Origin of the sequence: Paenibacillus sp. FSL H8-0537 (genome assembly GCF_038051995.1) — a bacterium.
Lineage (GTDB): Bacteria > Bacillota > Bacilli > Paenibacillales > Paenibacillaceae > Pristimantibacillus.
On record NZ_CP150290.1, the window covers coordinates 3,520,243 to 3,542,430 of the forward strand.

At 47.3% G+C, this 22,188-nt stretch carries 13 protein-coding genes; 3 read left to right on the forward strand and 10 right to left on the reverse strand.

Translation table 11 applies throughout. The annotated features are described in order from the left end of the window. Window positions 1–15: 15 nt before the first annotated feature. The 9 genes from MHB80_RS14700 to MHB80_RS14740 all read right to left on the reverse strand — a co-directional run bounded on the left by MHB80_RS14700 (window position 16) and on the right by MHB80_RS14740 (window position 16,967). On the reverse strand, window positions 16–7,527 hold the full coding sequence (locus tag MHB80_RS14700; protein ID WP_341277705.1) for a SpvB/TcaC N-terminal domain-containing protein: 7,512 nt from the start codon (window positions 7,525–7,527) through the stop codon (window positions 16–18). Window positions 7,528–7,791: 264 nt separating this feature from the next. Further along, entirely contained in the window at window positions 7,792–8,466 is a 675-nt protein-coding gene (locus MHB80_RS14705) for a response regulator transcription factor (RefSeq protein WP_341277706.1), read from the reverse strand. A 411-nt stretch (window positions 8,467–8,877) separates the two neighbouring features. Next, the gene (locus tag MHB80_RS14710) at window positions 8,878–9,366 is read right to left on the reverse strand and encodes a patatin-like phospholipase family protein (RefSeq protein ID WP_341277707.1); all 489 of its coding nucleotides are present in this window, start codon (window positions 9,364–9,366) and stop codon (window positions 8,878–8,880) included. 129 nt (window positions 9,367–9,495) lie between these two features. Next, on the reverse strand, window positions 9,496–10,476 hold the full coding sequence (locus MHB80_RS14715) for an ABC transporter substrate-binding protein (protein ID WP_341277708.1): 981 nt from the start codon (window positions 10,474–10,476) through the stop codon (window positions 9,496–9,498). A gap of 42 nt (window positions 10,477–10,518) precedes the next feature. Continuing rightward, window positions 10,519–12,264 carry an ABC transporter ATP-binding protein gene (locus MHB80_RS14720; protein ID WP_341277709.1) on the reverse strand — a complete coding sequence of 582 codons (1,746 nt, stop codon included), beginning with the start codon at window positions 12,262–12,264 and terminating at the stop codon, window positions 10,519–10,521. Then, window positions 12,261–14,072 (reverse strand): ABC transporter ATP-binding protein, encoded by a 1,812-nt coding sequence (locus MHB80_RS14725; protein ID WP_341277710.1) that lies wholly within the window; start codon window positions 14,070–14,072, stop codon window positions 12,261–12,263. Before MHB80_RS14725 ends, MHB80_RS14720 begins: the two co-directional genes overlap by 4 nt. Before the next feature lie 132 nt (window positions 14,073–14,204). Next, the gene (locus MHB80_RS14730; protein WP_341277711.1) at window positions 14,205–15,224 is read right to left on the reverse strand and encodes an AraC family transcriptional regulator; all 1,020 of its coding nucleotides are present in this window, start codon (window positions 15,222–15,224) and stop codon (window positions 14,205–14,207) included. Between the two features lie 45 nt (window positions 15,225–15,269). Next, a complete protein-coding gene (locus MHB80_RS14735) occupies window positions 15,270–16,376 on the reverse strand; it encodes a nucleotidyltransferase domain-containing protein (RefSeq protein ID WP_341282974.1) in 1,107 nt (368 codons plus the stop codon). A gap of 30 nt (window positions 16,377–16,406) precedes the next feature. After that, on the reverse strand, window positions 16,407–16,967 hold the full coding sequence (locus MHB80_RS14740; RefSeq protein WP_341277712.1) for an NAD(P)H-dependent oxidoreductase: 561 nt from the start codon (window positions 16,965–16,967) through the stop codon (window positions 16,407–16,409). A gap of 197 nt (window positions 16,968–17,164) precedes the next feature. Here MHB80_RS14740 and MHB80_RS14745 point away from each other — a divergent pair, with 197 nt between their 5' ends. The 3 genes from MHB80_RS14745 (at window position 17,165) to MHB80_RS14755 (ending at window position 20,994) form a co-directional block, all read left to right on the forward strand. Next, the gene (locus tag MHB80_RS14745; RefSeq protein ID WP_341277713.1) at window positions 17,165–18,610 is read left to right on the forward strand and encodes a spore germination protein; all 1,446 of its coding nucleotides are present in this window, start codon (window positions 17,165–17,167) and stop codon (window positions 18,608–18,610) included. Between the two features lie 123 nt (window positions 18,611–18,733). Continuing rightward, window positions 18,734–19,903 carry a Ger(x)C family spore germination protein gene (locus MHB80_RS14750; RefSeq protein WP_341277714.1) on the forward strand — a complete coding sequence of 390 codons (1,170 nt, stop codon included), beginning with the start codon at window positions 18,734–18,736 and terminating at the stop codon, window positions 19,901–19,903. Next, the gene (locus tag MHB80_RS14755; protein ID WP_341277715.1) at window positions 19,900–20,994 is read left to right on the forward strand and encodes an endospore germination permease; all 1,095 of its coding nucleotides are present in this window, start codon (window positions 19,900–19,902) and stop codon (window positions 20,992–20,994) included. The genes MHB80_RS14750 and MHB80_RS14755 overlap by 4 nt, the downstream gene beginning before the upstream one ends. Window positions 20,995–21,027: 33 nt before the next feature. Here the strand turns inward: MHB80_RS14755 and MHB80_RS14760 are convergent, their stop codons facing one another. Then, a complete protein-coding gene (locus MHB80_RS14760; protein ID WP_341277716.1) occupies window positions 21,028–22,041 on the reverse strand; it encodes a LacI family DNA-binding transcriptional regulator in 1,014 nt (337 codons plus the stop codon). Window positions 22,042–22,188: the final 147 nt, after the last annotated feature.

Consider the following 22,188-nt stretch of genomic DNA (forward strand, 5'->3'; position numbering starts at 1 on the left):
TGTTGCCCGAATAAATTAATAACCAAAATGACTTTTCATGCTTCGTGTAGCTTCCCTCTTCTTCTGCTTCTGGAGCGTATCCGCTCGTAAAATATTCGCCTTGAACTTGGTGGAGTAAATCTGTTTTCCACTCATATCATTGATCTGATAAAAAAAATCATCTGCAATATGGGTTATGGTGCCGTCGGCCCTCAGCCTCACATTCGCTCCTACTTTAACTAGCACCTTCTCGCCCGTTTTTTTGACAAAATCCCTTACCGCAAGCTCTATACCTAGTTGAACGAGATTGGAGCCTTGGCTTCCCGCTACAAGATTATTGGAGGCCTCCGCACCGCCCAGACAGTGAGCAATCAGATGGCACCAGGCTTCGCCCAAGCCTCCCGATCCCGAATCATTCCTTTTGGAATACAGACTTGCGGGCAAATTGTTCGTATTGTGGAAGGCGCTGGCTTTTCCCATTGTGTCATTGGTAGAATCGCGGCCATCCACGTTAAGGCTCGCTTGGGAAACAATTTGTTGATTTTCGATGTAAGTATGGCTGCCTGCGAAAAATGCTCCCTGCACGCTGGTTGGTTCAGCTACCTTCTTCGGCAGGGATTTTCCTGAGCTTGGCGGCAAGTCAAATTGATCCAGCTCCATCTGCGCTTTATCCGCTGCCTTGTGGAGCATCTTCCGGATATGAATTTGTCTGTTCTTTGTAACCCTGAGTGAACGTCCTCTCATCTCTGTAATCATTTCCGCCTGCTTCTTACCATCACCAGAGGAAAAACTTTTCAAGTCTTCTTTCCTCTTCTTTGCTTTAAAATTGGCGTTCAGCTTTTTTTTAGCGACTTTTTTATCGTTCTTAGCCTTCGCCAATCCTTCCGGATCAACGAACCGCACGGGATTGCCGCCGACGAAAGCATACATATTCAATCCGTCCGCTGTACCGGCCGGATCGGCGTTAATCCAGCAGCCTAGCCATGGCGGATAATATCGCGCCCCATAGTAATATAGACCTGTGCAATCATCTCGCTCTTTACCGCTGTAACGATATTCCTTCAGCTGCACCTCCCGCTGGCTTGTTCCTGTAATGTAGGAGGTCCCTCCGTATGGCAAGTATTCTTCGTAGCTGATTAAGCAAGCCTCTTCATCTACCTCCATCGTTGAAGAGCCCAGGAAATCGCTTAATTGATAACGCAACTGCCGTTTGCCCAAGCTATCGGTTTCACGGCCTGCGTCATCCTTGGTCCAGAAATTCGTAATGGCTGCTGTCCGCTCATCCTCCATGACTCGGTAAGAATGCCGTTCCAGTATGAGGGTTGACACATCATTTTGGACTCGCGAAATTCGCTTGATTTCTAATCGTCCTACATATATTTTTTCTTGAATTTCGGTTAATCCGTCGCTAATTTTGCGCTCCAGCACCTTACGGACCCTCTGCCCTCCGCTGTCGTAAACATAGTAAGAACAGTCAGACTGGTCGCCGTCTCTCTCAATGATCGTTGCGTTAGCTAAATTATTTCTATAGTTCCATTGCATGGAACGCAGGTGTTCGAGTGCTAGGAGGTTGCCATTATTATCGTATTGCAGTTGTACCTGGATGCCCGCCAAGCTGCCTGCGGTCATTTCCTTTAAACAATTGGAATTCTCACAAACCTTAAGTGTTCGTGTCCAACTGGCGGAAGCAGCCGCATGACGGGTTTGAGTTTTATTTCCAGCCTCGTCGTATATATAAGTCTCCGTATAATTTTCAAGCTTCTCCACATCATTCAGGTGTGGCTGGCTTATTGGCATCCATTCGCTTTGCTTAAAGCCTGCTGCATGCGTGCTTGACAGAATTCCTGGATGCTGTCTGCCTGAAGCTTGAATCAACCTGTAGAGAGCATCATAGGTGTAATCGCTTAACGGCTCCACGATTTGCTGATTCTGAAAAACCGTTTGGAAGCTATAGTCGCGTGACCTCGTTATATTACCGACAGGGTCCATCGAATACGTCAGCTTCTGTAGAATCGGACTCCTCGCATTTCCCTTCTTGTCGGCGGTCGATCGGGACGTTGCAATTCCAAGCAGCCTTCCGGTGGTTTCTTCATAGGTAAAGGCTGTTGAGGTTCCGTTTCCCCGGACAATTAGCGTATGCTGACCGTTTGCGTCGTACTGGATGTCCTGAATAAACGGAACATTCGGCTGTTCTGGGAAATCAACCACAACCTTCTGTAAATGCCCGCATAAATTGTAAGCGCTTCTGTACACCGTCTGATCCGCAGAGGTTTCCGCAATCAATCTGCCCAGCCCGTCGTAGATAAAAGAGGTGACGAATGTTTCGCTGCACAGTGCACCTTGACTTCCTTCGCTCCAATTCGGTTCTGAGGAATAATTCGCAAGCAGCGTTTGCTCCGTTTCCAGAATATGTCCTTGCAAGCCGTAAGCTTGATGGCTCATCACACCAGCCTGATCGTACAACATGTACAGCTTACCGAAGAGATTGCGATTTTGGGCATCCTCCACGCTAAGACCGGCATTATCCCCGTAGACGTACTTTTCAACCGTCTGCCCCAATACAAGATTAGAAGCATGATCCGTTCCATCTACTATAATTTGCGCAGGGCGTTGCAGCCCGTCATATAGAGTGGTCGTATGGAAGCCGCGACTGTCCCATGTATGCACCGGATCATTGAACATATTGTCGATTCCGAGCCGTATACCGGCATCCCTGCTGTCCGTACACAATAACCGATTCTGCATATCGTAGGTAAACTGTACATCTTTCAGCAACAGTCCTTGGAGGTCTCCGGCATAATAATTTCTCGCATTCACCTCGTAAAGAACGTTTCCCTTGCTGTCGTATCCTGTATAGGCTGGCAGGCAGCTCTGTCTCAGCAGCACTAGAATTTCTTGTGCATAAGGCTCGTATTTGGCATCTATATTAAGCAAGAAGCCCGGAGAATATGGTCGGAAATTCGCTGAAGCTTTTCCGCGTCCCGTAGCGGAATCCGTAATATCTATATATCCTTTGTGAACCAGCTCATTCCATATATCGGATGCGGTTATTGTGCTTTCCTTTTCCATATCGTTGAACAGGTCGCTTGAGGTTTCACCCAAATTATTTTGCAATTGCAGAAATACACGCTCGAGATGATCTTTAATTAGAATGACCGGAGTGTCTCGAAATCGGTATGTCTTCAGTAGAGCATCCTTCTCATCAATTTGATTTAAGTCCGGCCCACTCGGATAATCCCGCATAAATTTTTGGTAATAGTCAGAATCTGCGATGGTATCGTTCGCATCGTAATGTGCTTCCTCCCAAGTCGTGTATAGCGTCTTTGTATAATAGCCTTTGGGCGAATCCACACGGTAAATACGGGAAAGCGGATCATAATGAGTGAGCGTCGGCGGAGGCAGCAAGCCCGCCATCTTTGCCTGCTCTTCAAATGCAGGAACGTTTGAGTAATAAGGCAAATATTGCTCTACGGGTCTACCCTTATGGTCATATACCGTTCTGCCTGAAACGAGCCAACGTACGTTTGTTATTACTGTAGGGGGATTAAATACGTCAGTTGCCGGAGCATCCGCGATTTCAACTCCGAATGCCACGCCTCCATCCGATCTTTTCTTCGATTCAATGACCCTGCCTAGTCCATCCAAATAGCTTACATGCAATAGAATGCGGGTGGGCGCATCGCCAGACTCCTCCGAGACACTCGTTTCCCGGTAAAGCTCCACGGTTCGGTTAGGCCCCTTCCCCAGCCTCCAAGCATGAACATCGTAATAAGTGAAAGAAGAAGCCTGCTGAAGATATCGTTCGGGGTGAGCCAGTACATCCTCAAATGAGCCATCCTTCACAGGCAGGTATTGTGCTAGATCACCGTCTCCTACACGCCGATTCTGATGTGTTCCATATAAGGAAGAGGCTATTACCATGCCTAAGGGATCATACACAACCTCTGCCATATTTCCGTTAATATCCGTTGTACGTCCCGGTTTGATTACGTTGTAATCGAGAACAATAGACATGGAGGTTGAAGCCGTCTCACTCACATGCTGAATCGTGTTAATTGGAAATAGACAATAGAGATCGTAGCTGTACTGTATCCTGTAGAAAAGATTCCTCTTTTCGGAGAGCATTGTGTTTTCTAATTTCCAAGGCAAGTAGAAGCAATTATCCGCACCTAATGCATAATGCTGTACCAGCCCCTGATTCCACCAGTACCCGTCATGCAGACTATAGCCGCAATCGTCACTCATCATGATGTCTGTCAACCTTGATTCATAGATTTTACTGATTTGGTCGGAAGTAGTTACTGCATGCTCGCTGTGATGATGAAGCGCAACAGCTGTCATTTGACCTAGCGGCAAAGCATCCGTCTGGGCTGCATTCCAATAATAATGGCGATCCCAGGAGAGCAGCTCTGATTGGAACATACCAGCGGTGAGCGGCGTAGCATAGGGAATAACCTGCTCCAATGCCCCAGGTAGTAGAGCCTGCAAATCTACTAGATTAAAATAGAAGGATGCAGGTAATTGGATACCCGACAAAGCATACGACCGGCTCTCAGATTCCACGCCAAGGATGCGAAACGTATTTGTGACGTTCACAAAAGATGTCACCTTCAGAAGTATTTGCAGCTGCTGCTGTTCAGGTAAGGAGAATTTCGAGCTTAAGCGGCGCGGATAATGAATTTGTAACGCCTTGGTAACATGACCATACAAATCCGTTTCCACGACTATTTCATGTTGTACACGCGGATCGTTAGGATTTCGTTCATATTGATAGTCAATTGATTCTCTGGCATGCGCATACAACGCGGCAAAAAGAGCATTTCCCCGTTCTTGAATAAGCTTTACGGTATAATTGGTTTCATGAACCGTATACGGATGCACAGAGATTCCGCCCGGTTGATCTAATCCATATACCTCCTCACGCAGCAGAAGACCTTTCAAAGCTATATAGCATTGACGGAGCGTTTCCCCGTCAGCGCCGAGTAGTGCTTCATCCAGATGACTATCTGGCATAACATAAGCGAGGGTATCCTGCCCGTAATACTGTTTATGAAAGTGCCTGGACAAGGTGGCCGAATTCCGGGAGGAGCCGGTATGGTACCATCTCTTCCAGTACACGGGGGCGTTTCCTGGTAATTCGAATCCGCTTGAACACATTTCTGTATCCCATTGCTCCATGAAGCCGAAGCCTCTAAATTCCTTTTCCACTGGATCGTAATACCCCTCATGATACTTATATCGGGTCACAAGCTGATTGCCAGAACAAGCTTCTGTCACACGAACCTTCTCCACCACATGCACGGGAAATGGAAGAATAGTCTCCCACCGCTTCCCTGCTCGCTTGTCCTCCAGATAGAACTGAACGGAGCTTGCGTATTGGATATCCGTAATGGCTCCTATGCCGTTATCAGTACGGGTTAGGAGATACGGTTTATGTCCCCCTGAAAAGTCATAGTAATAATGCTTCACCGTATCCGTACTAACCTTGGTAAAGAGCAGACCGTTACATCCGTTGCCGAGAACGTCAGCCAACTGCATACGGTCCCCTTCACCGAAAGTTTCCGGCAATGAAATGGACACGGGTGAACTGAATGCATTACCGCCCTGATTGAGAAACAATTCCGCCCGATCCGGGTAGACATACACGATATCCGTTAATCCCGAGCCGTTCAAATCACCTAGAACCAAGCGGGAAGCATCGAAATTTCCATCAATATAAGGAGCTTGATCCATACGTATGACGGATGCGAACTGCCCATATCCCAGGTTGGGCCAGCATTCTATACTGCCGTTGCGAATACGGACCCGGTGTGAAAGCCCGTCGCCTACGAAATCGGCAAAAGTCACGATTTCATTCCTACTATCCGTCGAGCTGAGCGGAAAGCTCTCTGAGTCATATTCAGGGTAAGCTGCACGAAGGGGAGCCCCATATCCTTGTTCATACATCGACGGATATATTTTGATTTGACGATCCTCAAAAATAACCAAATCAGGAACGCCGTCTCCCTGCATGTCCGACATCTCTTTCGGGTAGGGGCTTTGGAGATATTCGAGCGGAAAGCTTGTGAATGGCTGCAGGCCGCTCCATGAGCGCCCGTATTCCGTTTCGTAGAAGCCAACCCAATGCGAATCGGCAACCACTAAATCCATGACACCGTTGCCATTCAGGCTTGTTAGAGTGAACGATTTGGAATCTGAGGCAGATTCCTCTGTTAACGGGAATGCTTCAGCAGCTCGGGGGTGATTATAAATGCCGCCCCCTATCGGTTCCCAATAGGTTGCCGCATTGGAGCTAACCTGCATAATGCCGGGCAAGCCTTCCCCATATAAGTCGGTGAAATCATAAGATGAACCATCCAGGTATCCAGGAATCGTATATTCGTCTTCCGTTTGAAGGATATTAAAGGCTTGCTGCTTTGGTTGAAATGATGCGTATGTAAATTCTAAGGGGGGGGTGGAAAGAGTGAAGTAGCTACCATCAACTTGTCTTTGACAACCGATCATTTCGACCGATGCTAGACGGTTCAGTTTAATAAGCGGATCGGGAGAGTAGGTGAAGCGTGTTATACGGACAAGACAAGGATCTGGGCCTAGCTCTGTAAAACGATGAAACATTAGAACCTGCTGGCAAAGTCGGTGTATTCGTACTTCGAACCCGCCGCGGTAAGTGGAGAAAGAATCAAGTCGTGCCGGCCAGGTCGTTTGGGGAATGTGCGGTTTGCAGTCGGCCTGTTTTAATGAATCATTGGAAATATCGTATTCTCCATAATCTAATACAAGCTGATAGGCAAACTTTTCTTCATTATGGGTGTCGATATAATTGCCGTAATCGATACTGTGCAAATAGCTGGCTGCCGACACTTGTCTATTCTGCTCGGAAAGCATAGTCGGAACATTGTCTTTGTTCTCGGGAAAATACGTGTAGACTCGCTTATTTCCTTTTGCATCAACATCCTGCTCCAGATACCACTGATACACCCTTTCAGAACGTGAGGGATCAGCTACTCGAGCTGTGCTGCTCTGACCATATACAGAGCATATGTTACTGCCCGATAGAAGCTTCCAATAGGAAGTCTCAGTAGTTTGCCAAAATTCAATCTTCGCAAAAGCCCCTTCCAAGCGATGAATATACTCTATAATCGTCCAAATCTGCTCTCCGACATGTTCTGTTCGGGTTATGGGCTTCAAGCTGTCAGAATCTAGCTTCGGGATGATTTCCTCGCCGTCGAACAGGAAGCGATCCGTACCATTATATTGAGGAACACCGATATCCGTACGCCTGGAAATGGAAGAGGAGGATAAGGAGAAGCCTAGTCCAAATACACCGTTCCCACTGCCAGAGCTGTATCGGAGCTGAAGCTCCGGCTCAAACTCACGACAGGGCGATGCATAGACGGGAATACTTATATGCATGCTGCCCGTAAATAAATCCGGCTCGAATGTCTCCCCCATTCCTCTTATCGCTCCTCCCCCTTTAGGAAGAGTAAGCTCAGATTTGGAAAAAGACTCCGATTGTTCTTGATCGTCATACCCTGACTTGCGTTGCATTAGATACCTCCCATACCGTCAGATAAACTGTCGAATCAGTTATTACATAATTCGACAGAAATGCATAATCTATCATGAATAATACAACAGAATTAATATTCAATATATAGGTCTTTTGTATTATATCAATACGATACAGGAGGTATGTTATCAATTTGTCGGCTTAATCGAGTTATCGATACGGATGCTTTCCCATTAAGAATTCTGCATAAAAAAACAAGCCCTTGCCCTCTTGGGACAAGAGCTTCGTGTATAAGGAGCTGATCATTCGTAAACCTCAAGACGGTAGCCAAGTCCGCGCACCGTCTCAATGCGAAATTCCGGTGTAGTCCCGAACCGTTCGCGCAGGCGTTTAATATGTACGTCTATCGTTCGATCATCACCGGCATAATTGATTCCCCAAATTTGATCGATCAGCTGCTCGCGTGTATAAACTTGTCCGGGAGTTGCAGCGAGCTTATACAGCAATTCGAATTCTTTGAGTGGCAATGTGAGCGACTCTGTCCCTCTCATCACCTTATAGGATTGCCGATCAAGGATGACATCGCCGAACTGAATCGTCTGCGTGGAGCCAATACGGTATCGTTTGAGTAACGCCCTAACCCGAGCCGTCAACTCCAATGGGTCGAATGGTTTCGTCAAATAGTCGTCTGTCCCAAGCTCGAACCCCTTTACTTTCTCCCATGTTTCGCCTCGCGCGGTCAGCATAAGCAACGGAAGATCAGGATTGGCTCTTCGGAGCTCCTTGCATAACGTCCACCCATCCATAATCGGCATCATAATATCGAGCACGACAAGATCGACATGCGTTGAGGCGTAGACGGCTAGTGCTTCCTTGCCGTCCGCGGCTTCGACGGTTGCGAAACCATCGTTGCGCAGAAATAAACAGACAAGTTCGCGAATGTTCGCATCATCGTCAGCAACCAGTATAGTAAGCATTCGGTCCCTCTTTTCCTATTTTCCATCTCCTATTGAAGTAACCATTATACTATAAGTAAAATGGAATTGCCCTTATTCTTCCTACATCATAATGCCACTCGAATCTACCGTTTAGCCAAGTCCAATATTTCATCCGCAACAAGCCCCGGCTGGTATTGATGAATATAATACTCGGTGTCTTTCATTACGATTTGCTTCGGCTGTAATGACCAGGAGTAGCTTAATTATTGATTTGTATAATCTGCCGAAAAAAAATAAGCTATTGCCGCCGCAGAATAATGCCCTGCAGCAGCAACAGCCTGCTTACCAACTTTTACTTTTTAGTGATACAAAGTTGTTTTACCATGTGGCTGGCTTTCACCTGGAAGAAGAGAAATAGCAGCTGTATTTTCTTTTTCTCTAAACTTATGTTTATATTGTAGCTTTGAGCATAGATACCGGGCCGTTAATGTTCTGGGACTGCGCATAGGTTCGTTTCTCCGACAAACGGAAACCAAAAGTTGGCCACCGGGGAATTCCCTGCACATCAAACAGCCAGATGGGATAATTACTAAGCATGCCGCCATCAAGCATATAATAGGGCTTCTTATTAATTGCTGTTTGCCACATATAAGGCTGAAAAAAGAAAAGCAGCGTAGTACTCATTCTTACAGCCGCCGCTATCGGAAAAGTAGCCGCTGATAAACCATAGTGGGGCAAATCATTGGGAAACACAACGATTTTTCCATTGCTTATGTTTGATGCAAGAATGGACAGCTTCCCTTCGGGAAGATCCCCGAACGTTTCAATCCCCTTTTTCTTCAACCACTCCGTCATAATCTGCACCAAAATATGGTTACTATAAATACCGGACCTCACCATCAATGGAAGCGCCTTGTTCAAAATGGGCAAGTTGTTCATTCCTGTTCGCCCGAGTAATTTTAGGTAATCTAGAGACTGCATCGGCTTTCATTTTCAGCATCCTCCTCCTTTGCACATATCTGCTTAAAGGAGTATTTTGCTTCTTCGCCTTTTGTTTTATGCCTAATGTTATGAAGCCATATGATTGTCCAAAATAAGCTGCCCCACTCGGTTCAGCAGCTCCAGCCGCCCCATAGCCGTATAGGAATAGTTATAGTTATCAACATTCGTAATTTTATAAATGTTGCCTTTTTGGACAGCCGTTATAGTGTTCCAAACGTTGCTGTCCGCCATTTTATTTTCAGAATTTTCCATTATTAGCATATTTTCCGGATTGATCGTGGACAAGCCCTCCAGGCTGATTTCCTTGCCACCCCAATCTTCGGGATCAGGTATGCCTTCTGTTCGTTTAAAGCCTAGATCTTTATAAATGAGCTCCGCCGATCCCGTAGTAGAGTAAATAACGATGTTGTTCGGATACGTTTCAACCATTCCGAAGGATTCATCCTTGATGACCGGCGCTAACTTTTCTTTCCATTGCGTTACTGCTGCATCATAACCGGCTATCCATTGCTTCATCTTCTCCTCTTCATTAAACAGCTCGGCCAAGAAACTGAAGCGCTCTCTCCATTCATAATAGGCATGCGGAATAATAATAGTAGGGGCAATTTGGCTAAGCTGCTCATACATTTCCGTATTAAACGTGGCACCCAAAATAATTAAATCCGGATCAGCGGCTGTTACCAGCTCAATATTGATGGGCTCTGCATACCAGTCCAAATTAATGGTATCCTTGCTCATAAGTTCTTTAATGGTCGGCGACAGCTCGCTTTGATTGCCGTAATCTGCATTTGCGGTAGCAATAGGGGCAATGCCAAGCAGCAGCAGCTCCTCAGTTGCTCCAGAAAGATCGGCAACGCGCTGAGGCTTGAGTGGAACAACTACCTCTTCCCCATTTGGGTTTTTCACCGTTTTCGTTACACTTGCCGCTTCAACGCTTGCCGTCGTTTCAGGCTTACTATTCGCCTCTGTCCCATTCGTGCTCTGGCTGCCGCAGCCTGCCAATATGATCATACAACTTAATACCAACATCATAACTGTCTTTTTCATCGTTGTTTCCCCTCTCAAAATGTATAAGCTAGATAGCTCGGCTCAGGTTTTTACCTGCCAGCCTTCGGCCTGCTGCTGCAAATGCCACAAGCGGAAGTAAATGCCACGCCCGTCCAGCAGTTCGTCATGTGTTCCTTCCTCGACCAACCGCCCTTGGTCCAGCACGATAATGTTATCTGCGTTTTGAATCGTCTTTAGGCGATGGGCGATCAAAATAACCGTTTTATCCGCTACCAGCGCATTAATCGCTTGCTGGACAGCCGCTTCATTTTCAGGATCAAGAGAAGCTGTAGCCTCATCCAGTAAAATAATGGAAGCGTCCTTCAGCAGCGCGCGTGCAATCGATATTCGCTGTTTTTCGCCGCCTGACAGCGTCGAGCCGCCTTCCCCAACTGGCGTATTGTAGCCCTGCGGAAGCCCCGATATAAAGTCATGACAGCATGCACGCTTCGCCGCTGCTTCAATCTCCCCTTGGGTAGCATCCATTTTGCCAATTCGAATGTTATTTCCGATCGTATCCTGAAACAAATAAACATCCTGAAAGACGATCGAAATGTGCTGCAGCAGCTTCTCGGGAGCAATCGTACGGATGGATTGATCGCCAATGTAAATCGTCCCCGCCTGAATGTCCCAAAACCTCGCAATTAAACGGGTAACTGTGCTTTTACCGCTCCCCGATGCACCAACAAGCGCCGTAATCGTTTTGGGCTTAATCGTAAAGGATACGCCGCTGAGCACAGCCGTCTGCGCCTCATACCCGAAGGTCACCGAATCAAAAATAATACTGGGATGAGCAGCCGCTATATCTGCGCTGCCTTCCATCGCCCTCTCCTGCTGAACATCCATAATTCGCTGGGCACTATACGCGGAATAACGCATTTCACCGTAATTCATCAGCACAATCGTCAAGGGCTCAAAGATTTTTGTACCAACGAGCAGAAACAGCAGAAAGACAGGCAAAGACAAGCTTCCGCCGACGAGCAAATAGCTGCCGGTCCAAATCATCAGCGTCATTCCTGAACGGGCAAGCAGCATCGCGCCCATAATCATCGGTCCCATAAATGCTTCGAGCCGGATCGACGCCTGTTTAAGACGGTCAAACGAAAGGCGCAGCCGCTCAAAGCGTTTGCCGCCCATATTATGAGCTTTAATTTCACGAATGCCCGTCAAATATTCCTGTAGACGGCTGGCAGCCTCATTTTTAGCTTGCACATGATTTTCGCTAAGACGTGCTTGAAGCTTATCCGTCAGCCACAATAACAAAGCCCCAAGCGGAACGGCAATAAACATCGCCAGCGCCATTCGATAGTCCAGCCATATAAGCCCGGTTAGCGCCATAATGGGCAGTACGACAGCACTAATGAGCTGCGGCACATTGTGAGAAATCGTATGCTCCACCTGTCCATAATCGCTCAATATCAGATTTGTCAAATCACCGGGATCCCGCTTGCCAAAAAAACCAAGCGATAGGTGGCGAATATGCTCTGCCAGCTTTAATCGGCCCGTTGCAGATAGGCTGTAGGCCGCTCGGTACGTTTTATCGTACAGGGAAGCATAAGCTGCATATTCTACAAGCAGCCAAGCGAATAGGATGCTGCAAACGATCCACATGCGATTCATATTCAGTCCAAGCGCTGGATGGGCAAATGAAACATAAATCGTATTAAAAAGATCAACAAGCAGCGCTGCAGGAATGATTTTGGCAATCCCGTCTAAAATAGCGGCAGCAGCAGAAGGCCATAAGCTTTTCGGCGAACCGCCGGAAATGTTATAAAAATAGTTTTTCACAGGTGAGGCTCGCCTCCTCTAACGCCCAATTTCCATGAGGCCGCGCTTTGATGAGCCTGCCACATCTGCTCATACAGCCCCTGCTCCCTGCGCAGCTGTTCATGTGTGCCTTGCTCGACAATGCCGCCCTGCTTAATGACGAGAATCTGCTCCGCTGAACGGATGGTGGAAAGGCGGTGGGCGATTATGATGACGGTTTTACCTTTCACTAGCTGGGCGATGCCCTGCTGGATGTTGTATTCATTTTCAGCATCGGCATAGGCTGTTGCTTCATCGAGTACGAGTATCGGGGCGCGTTTAAGCAAGGCTCTGGCAATCGCAATGCGCTGAGCCTCACCGCCGGATAAATAGGTACCGCCTTGGCCAATTTTGGTGTCGTAGCCTTGGCCTAGCTTCTCGATAAATTCATGACAGCATGCCGTTTTTGCAGCTGCCAGCACTTCATCCCTGGTGGCTGACGTGTTGCCCATCCGAATGTTTTCCTCAATTGTGTCGTAAAAGAGGTGAACATCTTGAAAAACAAAGGACACCAGCTCCATCAGCTTGTCAGTCCCAATGTCGTGAATAGGAATACCGCCAATCGTAATGACGCCCTCCTGCACCTCCCAAAACCGCAGCAGCAAGCTCGCAATGGTTGATTTCCCTCCGCCTGACGGTCCGACTAGGGCAGTGAGCTCGCCAGCATGCGCTACAAAATTTACATTTTGCAGAACGGGCTTAAAATCTTTGCTTTCCTTCTGCTCATAAGCGAAGGTAACGTTTTTAAAAGCAATGTCATAATGCTCGGGCAACCGGGGCGAAGCTGGCTCCACAACAATCTTTTCCGCAAACACGGCCTCCATTCGCTTGTGTCCCTCGACAATTTCCCGCAGCCCGCTTCCTAAATGCATGAGCTTCAGCAGCGGTGCCGATAGGCTCGGTGTAACGATGAGGAACAAAATAAACGTAATAGCGAAGGATTGGCTGCCAGCTTGACCGCTGAACAGCAGTAGGCCGATCGGAACGACAAACGTAAACAGCGAAATAATGATGACAAAAAAGAGACTGTATGACGTTTTGCAAATGTCCGTAATTCTTAAAGAAACATCACGGTATTTTATAACGGCTTGCTTGAACGTCAGAAACGAATCTGCGGTGATGCCGAACACTTTAACAGCCGGCATTCCCCGTACGTATTCGACTCCCGTTGCATTCATCTCTTCAATGGCATACTGAAATTCGCGGTACGCCTCCTTGCCAGCTTTACTGCCGAACAATCTGGTTTGCAGCCACAAACCGGCGCCAATAGGCAGCATTAATACCAGTGCCATTCGGTAATCAAGCCAAAACAAATAGCCGATTAACACAACGGGTATGACGAGAGCGCTGATAAGATCGGGCAGTTGATGGGCGATAAACTTTTCAATCTTTTCAACACTCACCTCAATAATTTTCTTGAGCTCGCCCGTTGCCGTTTTCGTATGGTACCCCATGGGCACTTTCGCCACATGCTCTGCAAGCCGTACCCGAAGCTCGTAGAGAATGTTGAAAGCCGCAATATGGGAGCACATTCCCCCGATATACATCGCGGCCAGCATAGCAAGCAAGGAGACAAAGGCGACGATTCCCCAAGCGATGAGCAGCTCTTTGTTCATATTGGCTGGCTGCTGCGCATGAATGAGCAGCTCCTGCACGATTTTATATACCGCAATAAACGGTACAATTTGCAGCAGGCTCGAAAGGGTCGAGAAAATACTGGCCGTTATTAACAGCCCTTTCCGCTCGCCAGCGATTTGCATCAAGCCGGACACTTCTGATTTCGTATTCATTTCACTCCGTCCCAACATCATTGATATTAAAAATCATTCTCAAACAAAGCGTGTGAGATATAAGCTAATATCGCATATGTCTGCTTTCACCGGATACCCAAATCGGGAGCAAGATGACCCAAAACCGGATTTTTAGCGGCGGAAGCCCTTTAGCGAGGAGGATTTGAAATATTCAGAGGGGTTGATCCCGTATTTTCGCTTGAATTGTTCTGAAAAATGACTTGCTTTGCTGAAGCCAACGGCTGCTGCCGCTGCGGTTATGTTAAACTTCCCTTCTTCAAGCAAACGATAGGCGTCGTCTAGTCTTCGATCAATAATATAAGCATGAACGGGCAGGCCAAATAGCAGCTTGAACCCTTTCTTGAGTTTAAACTCATTCAAGCAAACGAGCTTGCTCAACGCTTCCAGGCTAGGGGGCGTTACCAATTGCGCATCCACAATTTGCTTGGCGCGGTGCAGGCTGTCGATATCGGTCCGGGATAATCCGGGCACGCGTGGCTCGGAGTGCTTTTGCAAAATCGCTTCATTGAAATATACGGCAAGCAGTTCGAGTACCTTCCCGCTTAAATAAAGCTGCTTAACACCACCTTGATAATGGCAATGAAAAATATCCTGCGCAATCCGTTTCATCCCCAAACTCATGGAGGAATGATGAAACGGCTCACGCTTTTCAGTCAAAATGGATGAAATTTTATGCAGCGGCAGCTGCTGCAGAGCGCCAATCTCCGTTAGGCGATCCAATTTGAGAGTTAGACCGCGTATATGCTGATTGACGTTAAACTGGCAGCTGCTGTTCGTAGGAAGAAGGCCAAACGCCGAAACTTCCCCATGCTCCAAATGATATTCTTTTCTAAGCCCTTCTGCATTCCATTGGAGGCTTTGCCCTAGACAAAAGCTTAGTTTTAAGCTGTTATCCCGCTCCAGGCTTTGCAACGACGTCTCTCTATTAAAGAAGGCATCGCATAACACGAGCTCCATGGACGATTGAATCTGGCTAAGCTGCCAATAGCCGCGCCCTAGCTCTTCCGGCATATTTACCCTCTGTTCTAAGGAACTGGAGCGATACAGCTGATTTAAATGATCTGCTAAAACGCAGCTTTGATTAACCGTGTTAGCAATTTCATACCATCTTTCTCCTGATGCGGATTCCATTAAATGGGCTCCTCCCCCACATGTGCTGGCTAAAATCCATCGTTGTTATTTCAATGATTGCTGAAGGAATGCCTCAAACTGCTCCAAAGTTTGAAAATGCCGGATAGCTACACCCTGTTCACGAAGATGGCTTTCGAGCAGCAAGTCCAAGCTTTCTACGGCGCTAAGAAGCAGAGCTAAATTTTGCGGATCAAGAGCCTGCACAAGATCAGGAAACCCCATGCTTAAATATAGCTGCTGATGATTTCTTTCTGAAGCCAGATTAGCCGACCAATAGCCTTTTTCGCCAAAATAGAGCAGTTGGGCAGTTAAATCCTGCACCCAAATGGACCAGAAAAATGCCGTTTCATAATCGTTCTGCTCACACGCTGTCCGCAGCTTGTCGAAGCTGCCCTTGATTTCCTCGTAAAAGCCTTTTAAACGGTCGGGATACGAGCAACCGGCGTCAAACGCAGCTTTCTCATCATTAATTAACTGATGAATATCATCAACAAGCTGCTCGCATGTTTGCCGCAGTTCTTCACATGAAGTAGAGCGCAAAATTGTATTTATTTGCTGTTTAAGTCCAGCTGGCTGTATCGAAAAGCTTAAAATTTGCTCGGTGCTTTTTCCCCACACCTTCTTCAAATAGGTGCGGTTAAGCAGGGTAAGGCTGCTCAAACAATGAGTCAGCACGCCGCTTGCTTCTTGGCGAAATGTAGCGAGTTCCCCTGCCTCGCGTCTCACCATTGCATACAAATGCATATAAGACTTGCGAAGCTCTTCCTCCGCCTTCTCCGTGAATGCCAGTCCATCCGTTTGCGGAGCAGCGGCAATACTAGCGCGCAGCTGCTCGAATTGGGCGAGATCTTCCTCTGAACGCGCATACAAGATTTTGCAATCTGCAATAATCGAGGTATTAGGCTCTTGATAGGCAGCCATCTTGGCTGCTCGCTCCCAGCTAATTGGCCAAAAATCAAAACTTATTTGATCGATTACAAACTGAATCATCGCCTTGTAGCCTTCTGGCGTAGTTGGAATGAAAAAAAAGTCCAAGTCAGAGCGCTTTGTAGCCGTTCCCTGTGCGTATGAGCCATAATAAGCAATAATCGCTACATCTTTTGCGAAATGAGATTTAATATGCTTGACCAATGTATCAGCAACATCCATCACTTGTTTCAAGGCAATCCCTCCTCTGTACTCTTAATCCAATTCAGGAACATGATCGATCCAATGCACAAACTTTTGCAAATAAGCCTGCAAATATTCCTTCGTCTTCTCATCCGTTAGGCGATGCTGCTCCCCATCCACTTTCGTATGCACTTGTGATATAAGCAGCTTTTGAAAAGGAAGCACCTGCGCCTGGACGGACTCCAGGATATGCCTAGTTTGAAGCTGGGCATGAACGGTTCCCATGCCGCCCGGCGTTGCGCCAATTAGGCCGAATGGCTTTCTGCGCAGTACAGAGCCGCGAGATGGTCTGGATGCCCAGTCAATCGCATTTTTAAGCACGCCGGGAATGCCTGAGTTGTACTCCGGCGATACAATAATGACGCCATCCACTGCTTGAATAGCCGCCTTAAATACCTGCACGGCCTCTGGTCCGTCTCCCGCTTCCAAATCTTCATTAAACAAAGGAAGCTCCTTTAGCTCAATCCACTTGAATGCAAGAGTAGCATCCAGTTCGCTTAGCGTCTGTGCCACCATTCGATTATATGATTTTTCCCGTAGGCTCCCTACGATTAGTCCAATTGTTTTGGCCATTTTAATTAGCCCCTTTCTCCGTAACGCTTGATTAAATCGTTATCTTACCTACCATGTTACTTGCTTTCCCAAAAAATGACTAGCTTTTCGATTCAAATACGCTGTGCATTCATCGAATAATAAAACCAATTTTAGCCACAATAAATATGTGGTACGTACGAACATGACTAGCTTTAGCAAAAAGGAGCTGCAGCATCATGCCCGAGAGCAAGGTAAACACGACGCGCGACCTTTATAATGAGCTAGTGTCCGAGCTTGGCAACAGCTCAGATTTATCAACGAGAAACTGCTTGATCGGCGAGGAACGTATTCCAGCCTCTGTCGTCTGGATAGACGGACTCGTAAGCAAGCAAAATTTAAATACCGATGTCATTTCACCGCTCATTTCAGGAACTCAGCAAATGAAGCTGCTGGATCAAAGTGAATCGCCTCATCAGCTGCTTTGCAGCTACATACTGACAGCCAATCATGTGAAAATGGTTTATACGTGCGAGGAATGCGTGCCTCTGCTCGTTTTCGGCTGGACGATTATTTTAGTAGATGACAGCGAAGGAGCCATTGCGGTCAATACGCAAGGCCTTGAAACCCGCAGCATTGATGAACCAGCTTCATCGAGTGTCATCCGCGGCCCGCGAGATGGCTTCGTCGAAGCTCTGGGCGTCAACATTTCGCTCATACGCAGGCGTATTCGCGACAAGGCTTTTCGTGTGGAAACGCTGACGGTTGGCAGCTTGTCGCATACCAAAATAGCGATGGTCTATATTCATGACCGGGCAGCGAAGGAAACGGTTGACGAAATACGCAAACGGCTTCAGAAAATCGATATCGATGCGGTATTGGAATCCCACTATATTGAGGAGATTATTAAAGACAGCCCTACCTCCTTTTTCCCTACGGTATACAGTACCGAGCGGCCTGATGATGTGGCTGGCATTATATTGGACGGGCGTGTGGCCATTGTGGTCGATGGCACTCCATTTGTGCTCGCCCTGCCTTGTACACTGTTTCATTTGCTCAAGACGACCGAGGATTTATATTTGGCTTACCCTGTAGCTACTTTCATTCGGTGGATTCGTTATGCCGGTTTTTTCATTACGCTGCTGCTGCCCTCTACCTATGTCGGCATTTTGACTTACCACCCGGAGATGGTGCCTCCGCAGCTCCTGAGCAGCATTTTGTCTGCACGCGATGGCGTTCCTTTTCCCGTCTTAATGGAGGCGCTGATTATGGAAATCATTTTTGAGGGACTGCGCGAGGCGAGCATTCGGATGCCCCGTTCAATTGGATCTGCCATCAGTATCGTAGGAGCACTCGTTATTGGCGAATCCGCAGTACAAGCCGGTATTATCTCTTCCCCATCGGTCATGATTGTTGCGGGCACAGCGATTGCCTCGTTCACGATTCCTTCGATTTCTCTATCGGGGACGATACGGATGCTGCGGTTTTTCATGCTGATGCTCGCTTCGCTTCTAGGGCTTTACGGGATCATTATTGGGCTGTTTATGCTGGGCGTTCAGCTTGCCTCCATTCAATCGGTAGGTTTGCCCTATTTATCGCCATTCGCTCCGTTTAAGAAAAAAGAAGCCGAGAAAGCCATATTTCGTGTTCCTTGGTTTACACTTCGCAAAAAACGTGAAAATTGAAGTCCAAGGTGAAACGGCTGCCCTCCGTCCTTTGGCGGCGCGGCGCGTTTCAATCCGAGAAAGAGAGAGAAAGGATGGAACGATCCTATCCTTTCCTATATTTTAAAAAAGGGGGACTACTATGTGTTTCTCCACCTTAGTAAATATGCCTGTTTCCTTAGTATGCTGCTGCTTCTTAGCGGCTGCTGGAGCCAAATCAATTTTGATCAATTGACTGTTGTTTCAGCCATAGGATTGGATTTGAATAAACAGGGACAGCTCCAGGTTACCGTCCAGCTCGTGAATCCGACACTCCCCGTTGCCGCTGGCGGAGGAGTACAGCAGCGCAGAGCGATTGCGACGTATACAGCAAACGGCATTACCGTTGAAGATGCACTTGAGACGATTCGCAAGCAGGCGAAGAAAAGCCTCTTTTTCTCCCAAACGAAGGTTCTTCTCATTGGAGAACGTTTAGCCAAACAAGGCTTAAATGATAGTATGGATTTTTTCTGGCGGGAGCCTAACCAAAATTTTAACTGCTGGGTGATGGTTTCACGGCGTCCTGTCAAGGAAGTGCTGACTGACTCCAAAGAGCTGCAAGCTGTAGCAGCCGAGGAATGGAAAGCTTATTTTAAAAATAAAACCTACAAGCCGACAAGCGGCGGCATTCAGCTTTATCAATTTTTGCCTAGACTGGAGCAGTCAGGCTTTCAAGTAGCGGTGCCTGGATTGCTCCAGGTTGGCAAGTCAGGCTCTAAGGACCTGGTGATGGAAATTACGGATCTTGCTGTTTTTCGAAATAATAAAATGGTCGGCTGGCTGAACAGCGAGGAAACACAGGTTGTAAGCTGGTTGACCAAGCTGTCTTCACTTGGATTGTTCCAGATGACTACCAAAGATAAGAAATCAATCATGTTTGAGTTGAAGAACATCCACATTGCTATGAAGCCAGCATTTGAAAATGGACAGCTGCAAATGAACGTTCGTATGAAAACCAGAGCTTCCATTAAGACGTCTACGGAGGTGATGGATTTGACGGAAAAGAAAACGACGGATCTAATCAAAACAGAGCTGAGCAGCGCAATTGCAGCATCAATAGAAGGAACTCTACATAAGCTCTTTCACTCCTACAAAAGCGACGCTGTCGGATTTGGAGAAACGATCCATCGCAAAGATCCAAAAATCTGGGAAATGCTGAAAGAGGGCTGGAACGAGGAGCTTGCTAATATCAAGGTGCAGAGCAGTATTTCTATTGAGCTTGTAAAATCCGGCTTGCTAATTGACAGCAAAATAAAAAAGGATGATGTAAAGTGAAAAAGAGTCTAATTTCATCGGGTGAATTCTTTTTCATTATTTTTGTATCGATTACCTCGCTCACGTTTTTCTCGGTTCCGAGCCAGCTGATCGCTAAGGTTAAGCAGGACTTGTGGCTGTCGATGATTTTGGGCGCTTTAATCGATATTTATGTCGCTATCCTTCTTTATCGGCTGGGCAGAATGTACGCTGGACAATCGTTAATTCAATATACACGCTCCATATTGGGGAAAACCGGCAAGGCTGTCGGCCTCATTTTCCTGCTGTTTTTTCTCGGAGTAATGGTTACAGCAATGTGGATTTATTGTGATTTCTTGTCTAGAACCCTTATGCCCGAAACCCCTCGGTTGGTCTTCTCCATCTCGATGACGATATGTGCCGGGCTTGCTGCCGTAAAGGGAATTGAGGCCATTGCAAGACTGAGCCAAATTATTGGCGTCATTATTTTGCTAACCTCCATTGTTTTATTTACCAGCTCCATTCCCTATATCCAGCTGCACTACCTGCTCCCTCCCTTCGAGCACGGTATATTTCCCGCCCTGCAAGGCGCTATCTATCCCGGCAGCTGGTTTGGGATTTGCATCATGATGGGAATGCTGATGCCGCATATTAAGCAACAAAAGAGCATTTTAAAAATGAAGGTCTATGCCGTTGTACTGGGCACTTCGATCATGACGATTTATTTATTGTACAGCATAGTGGTGATGGGTCCTATGATGGCAGCGCATTTTGAAAATCCAATCTATATCCTGTCGAGAATTACGCAGTTTCTTATTTTCGAGAGAATCGAGGTGCTGCTGCTGCTTATCTTTATTTCGGGATCGTTCATTACGATCTCAACCTTATATTACGCTATTACGGAAGGAACCGCGCAGTGGCTCGGGATGAAGTCTCATAAACCATGGGTATATGTGTTCGGCGCCATACTTATATTGAGCCCTATGTTCCCATACAGCACCGAAGGCCATATAGTTGATCGGTATTTAAGCTATTGGTTTCCGCTCGTATCGCTCATTATTGAAGGCGGCTTAATGACCTTCCTATTTATCTGGGCTGTAATCAAAAATAGGGCGAGCCGCTCCTCTTCTTGAGCGGTTCCCCCTTAAGTCAATCATGGTCCAACGTTATACATGTATGGAGCTTGTAGAATGTCTAATGATCAGCTCGGGCTCCAGCACGATGCGTTCTGCTTTTGCCGCAGCTGATTTATCCTGCAGCGCTTCTACCAGCAGATCAACAACCTTTTTCCCCATCGCTTCAATCGGTTGTGCAATGGTCGTTAGCGGCGGATCACTTACCGAGGCCAAAATCGTATTATCAAAGCCGATAACCGATACATCACGTGGAATACGAAGCTTAAGCTCCTTCGCTGCCTGCAGCGCACCGATGGCGAGCAGCTCATTACAACAGAACAAGGCGGTTGGCCGTTCCGTCAGCTTCAGCAGCTCCAGCGCTTTGCGCTTGCCATCCTCCAGCGTGTAGTCGCAAAACTTGACGGAGGCGTCGGACCAAGGCAGCCCAGCTGCATCGACGACACTTCTAAATCCCCTGACCCGCTCGCGGCTGCTGCTGACCTTCATATGTTCGGCAAGCACCGCGACCCGGTGATGTCCTTCCTCTAGCAAATGCCGAGCCCCAAGCGCTCCACCTTTAAAATCCTCCACAATGACTGTATGCACAGCCAGAGCAGGCATGTCCCGCGCAATTAGCGCTACGGCAATGGACTGCGTCAGCAGCGGTTTAATAATGTCCTCATTATCAATCCCGGTACCGATAATGATGCCGTCCACGCTTTTTTGCCGCAGCAGCGACAGATAGCGCTCCACTCGCTCATCTTTATTGTCGGTGCTGCATATGACGAGGCTGTAGCCTAAGCGGCGGCTCTGGTCCTCAACGGCGCGGGCAATTTCGGCGAAAAAGGGGTTGGATATGTCTGGAACGAGCAGACCAAGCGTAAACGTCCGTTTCCCGGTCAGCGCGGAAGCGATTACACTCGGCTGGTAGTTAAGCCGCTCCATAATGCGCATGACTTCATTGCGCCGTTCTTCGCTGATTTTTCCTTTGCCATTAATGACTTGGGAAACAGTCGCAATCGAGACTCCCGCTTCCCTTGCGATATCATAGATGGTGGCTTTCATCGACAACCTCCGTTACTTTTGAACTGGTAGATTTATTATGTATCACATCATGTTATCTTGCAATGTAATTGGAGGAATTGGTTTAAAATGATAGAAACCAGCCTCCGCTGAAGGAAAGCTGGTTTCTGCTATGTCTATTGATATGTG

Coding starts and splice junctions, on each gene's coding strand:
- MHB80_RS14700 (WP_341277705.1), bottom strand. CDS start 7,527: ATGCAACGCAAGTCAGGGTATGACGATCAAGAACAATCGGAGTCTTTT.
- MHB80_RS14705 (WP_341277706.1), bottom strand. CDS start 8,466: ATGCTTACTATACTGGTTGCTGACGATGATGCGAACATTCGCGAACTT.
- MHB80_RS14710 (WP_341277707.1), bottom strand. CDS start 9,366: ATGAACAACTTGCCCATTTTGAACAAGGCGCTTCCATTGATGGTGAGG.
- MHB80_RS14715 (WP_341277708.1), bottom strand. CDS start 10,476: ATGAAAAAGACAGTTATGATGTTGGTATTAAGTTGTATGATCATATTG.
- MHB80_RS14725 (WP_341277710.1), bottom strand. CDS start 14,072: ATGAATACGAAATCAGAAGTGTCCGGCTTGATGCAAATCGCTGGCGAG.
- MHB80_RS14730 (WP_341277711.1), bottom strand. CDS start 15,224: ATGGAATCCGCATCAGGAGAAAGATGGTATGAAATTGCTAACACGGTT.
- MHB80_RS14740 (WP_341277712.1), bottom strand. CDS start 16,967: ATGGCCAAAACAATTGGACTAATCGTAGGGAGCCTACGGGAAAAATCA.
- MHB80_RS14745 (WP_341277713.1), top strand. CDS start 17,165: ATGCCCGAGAGCAAGGTAAACACGACGCGCGACCTTTATAATGAGCTA.
- MHB80_RS14760 (WP_341277716.1), bottom strand. CDS start 22,041: ATGAAAGCCACCATCTATGATATCGCAAGGGAAGCGGGAGTCTCGATT.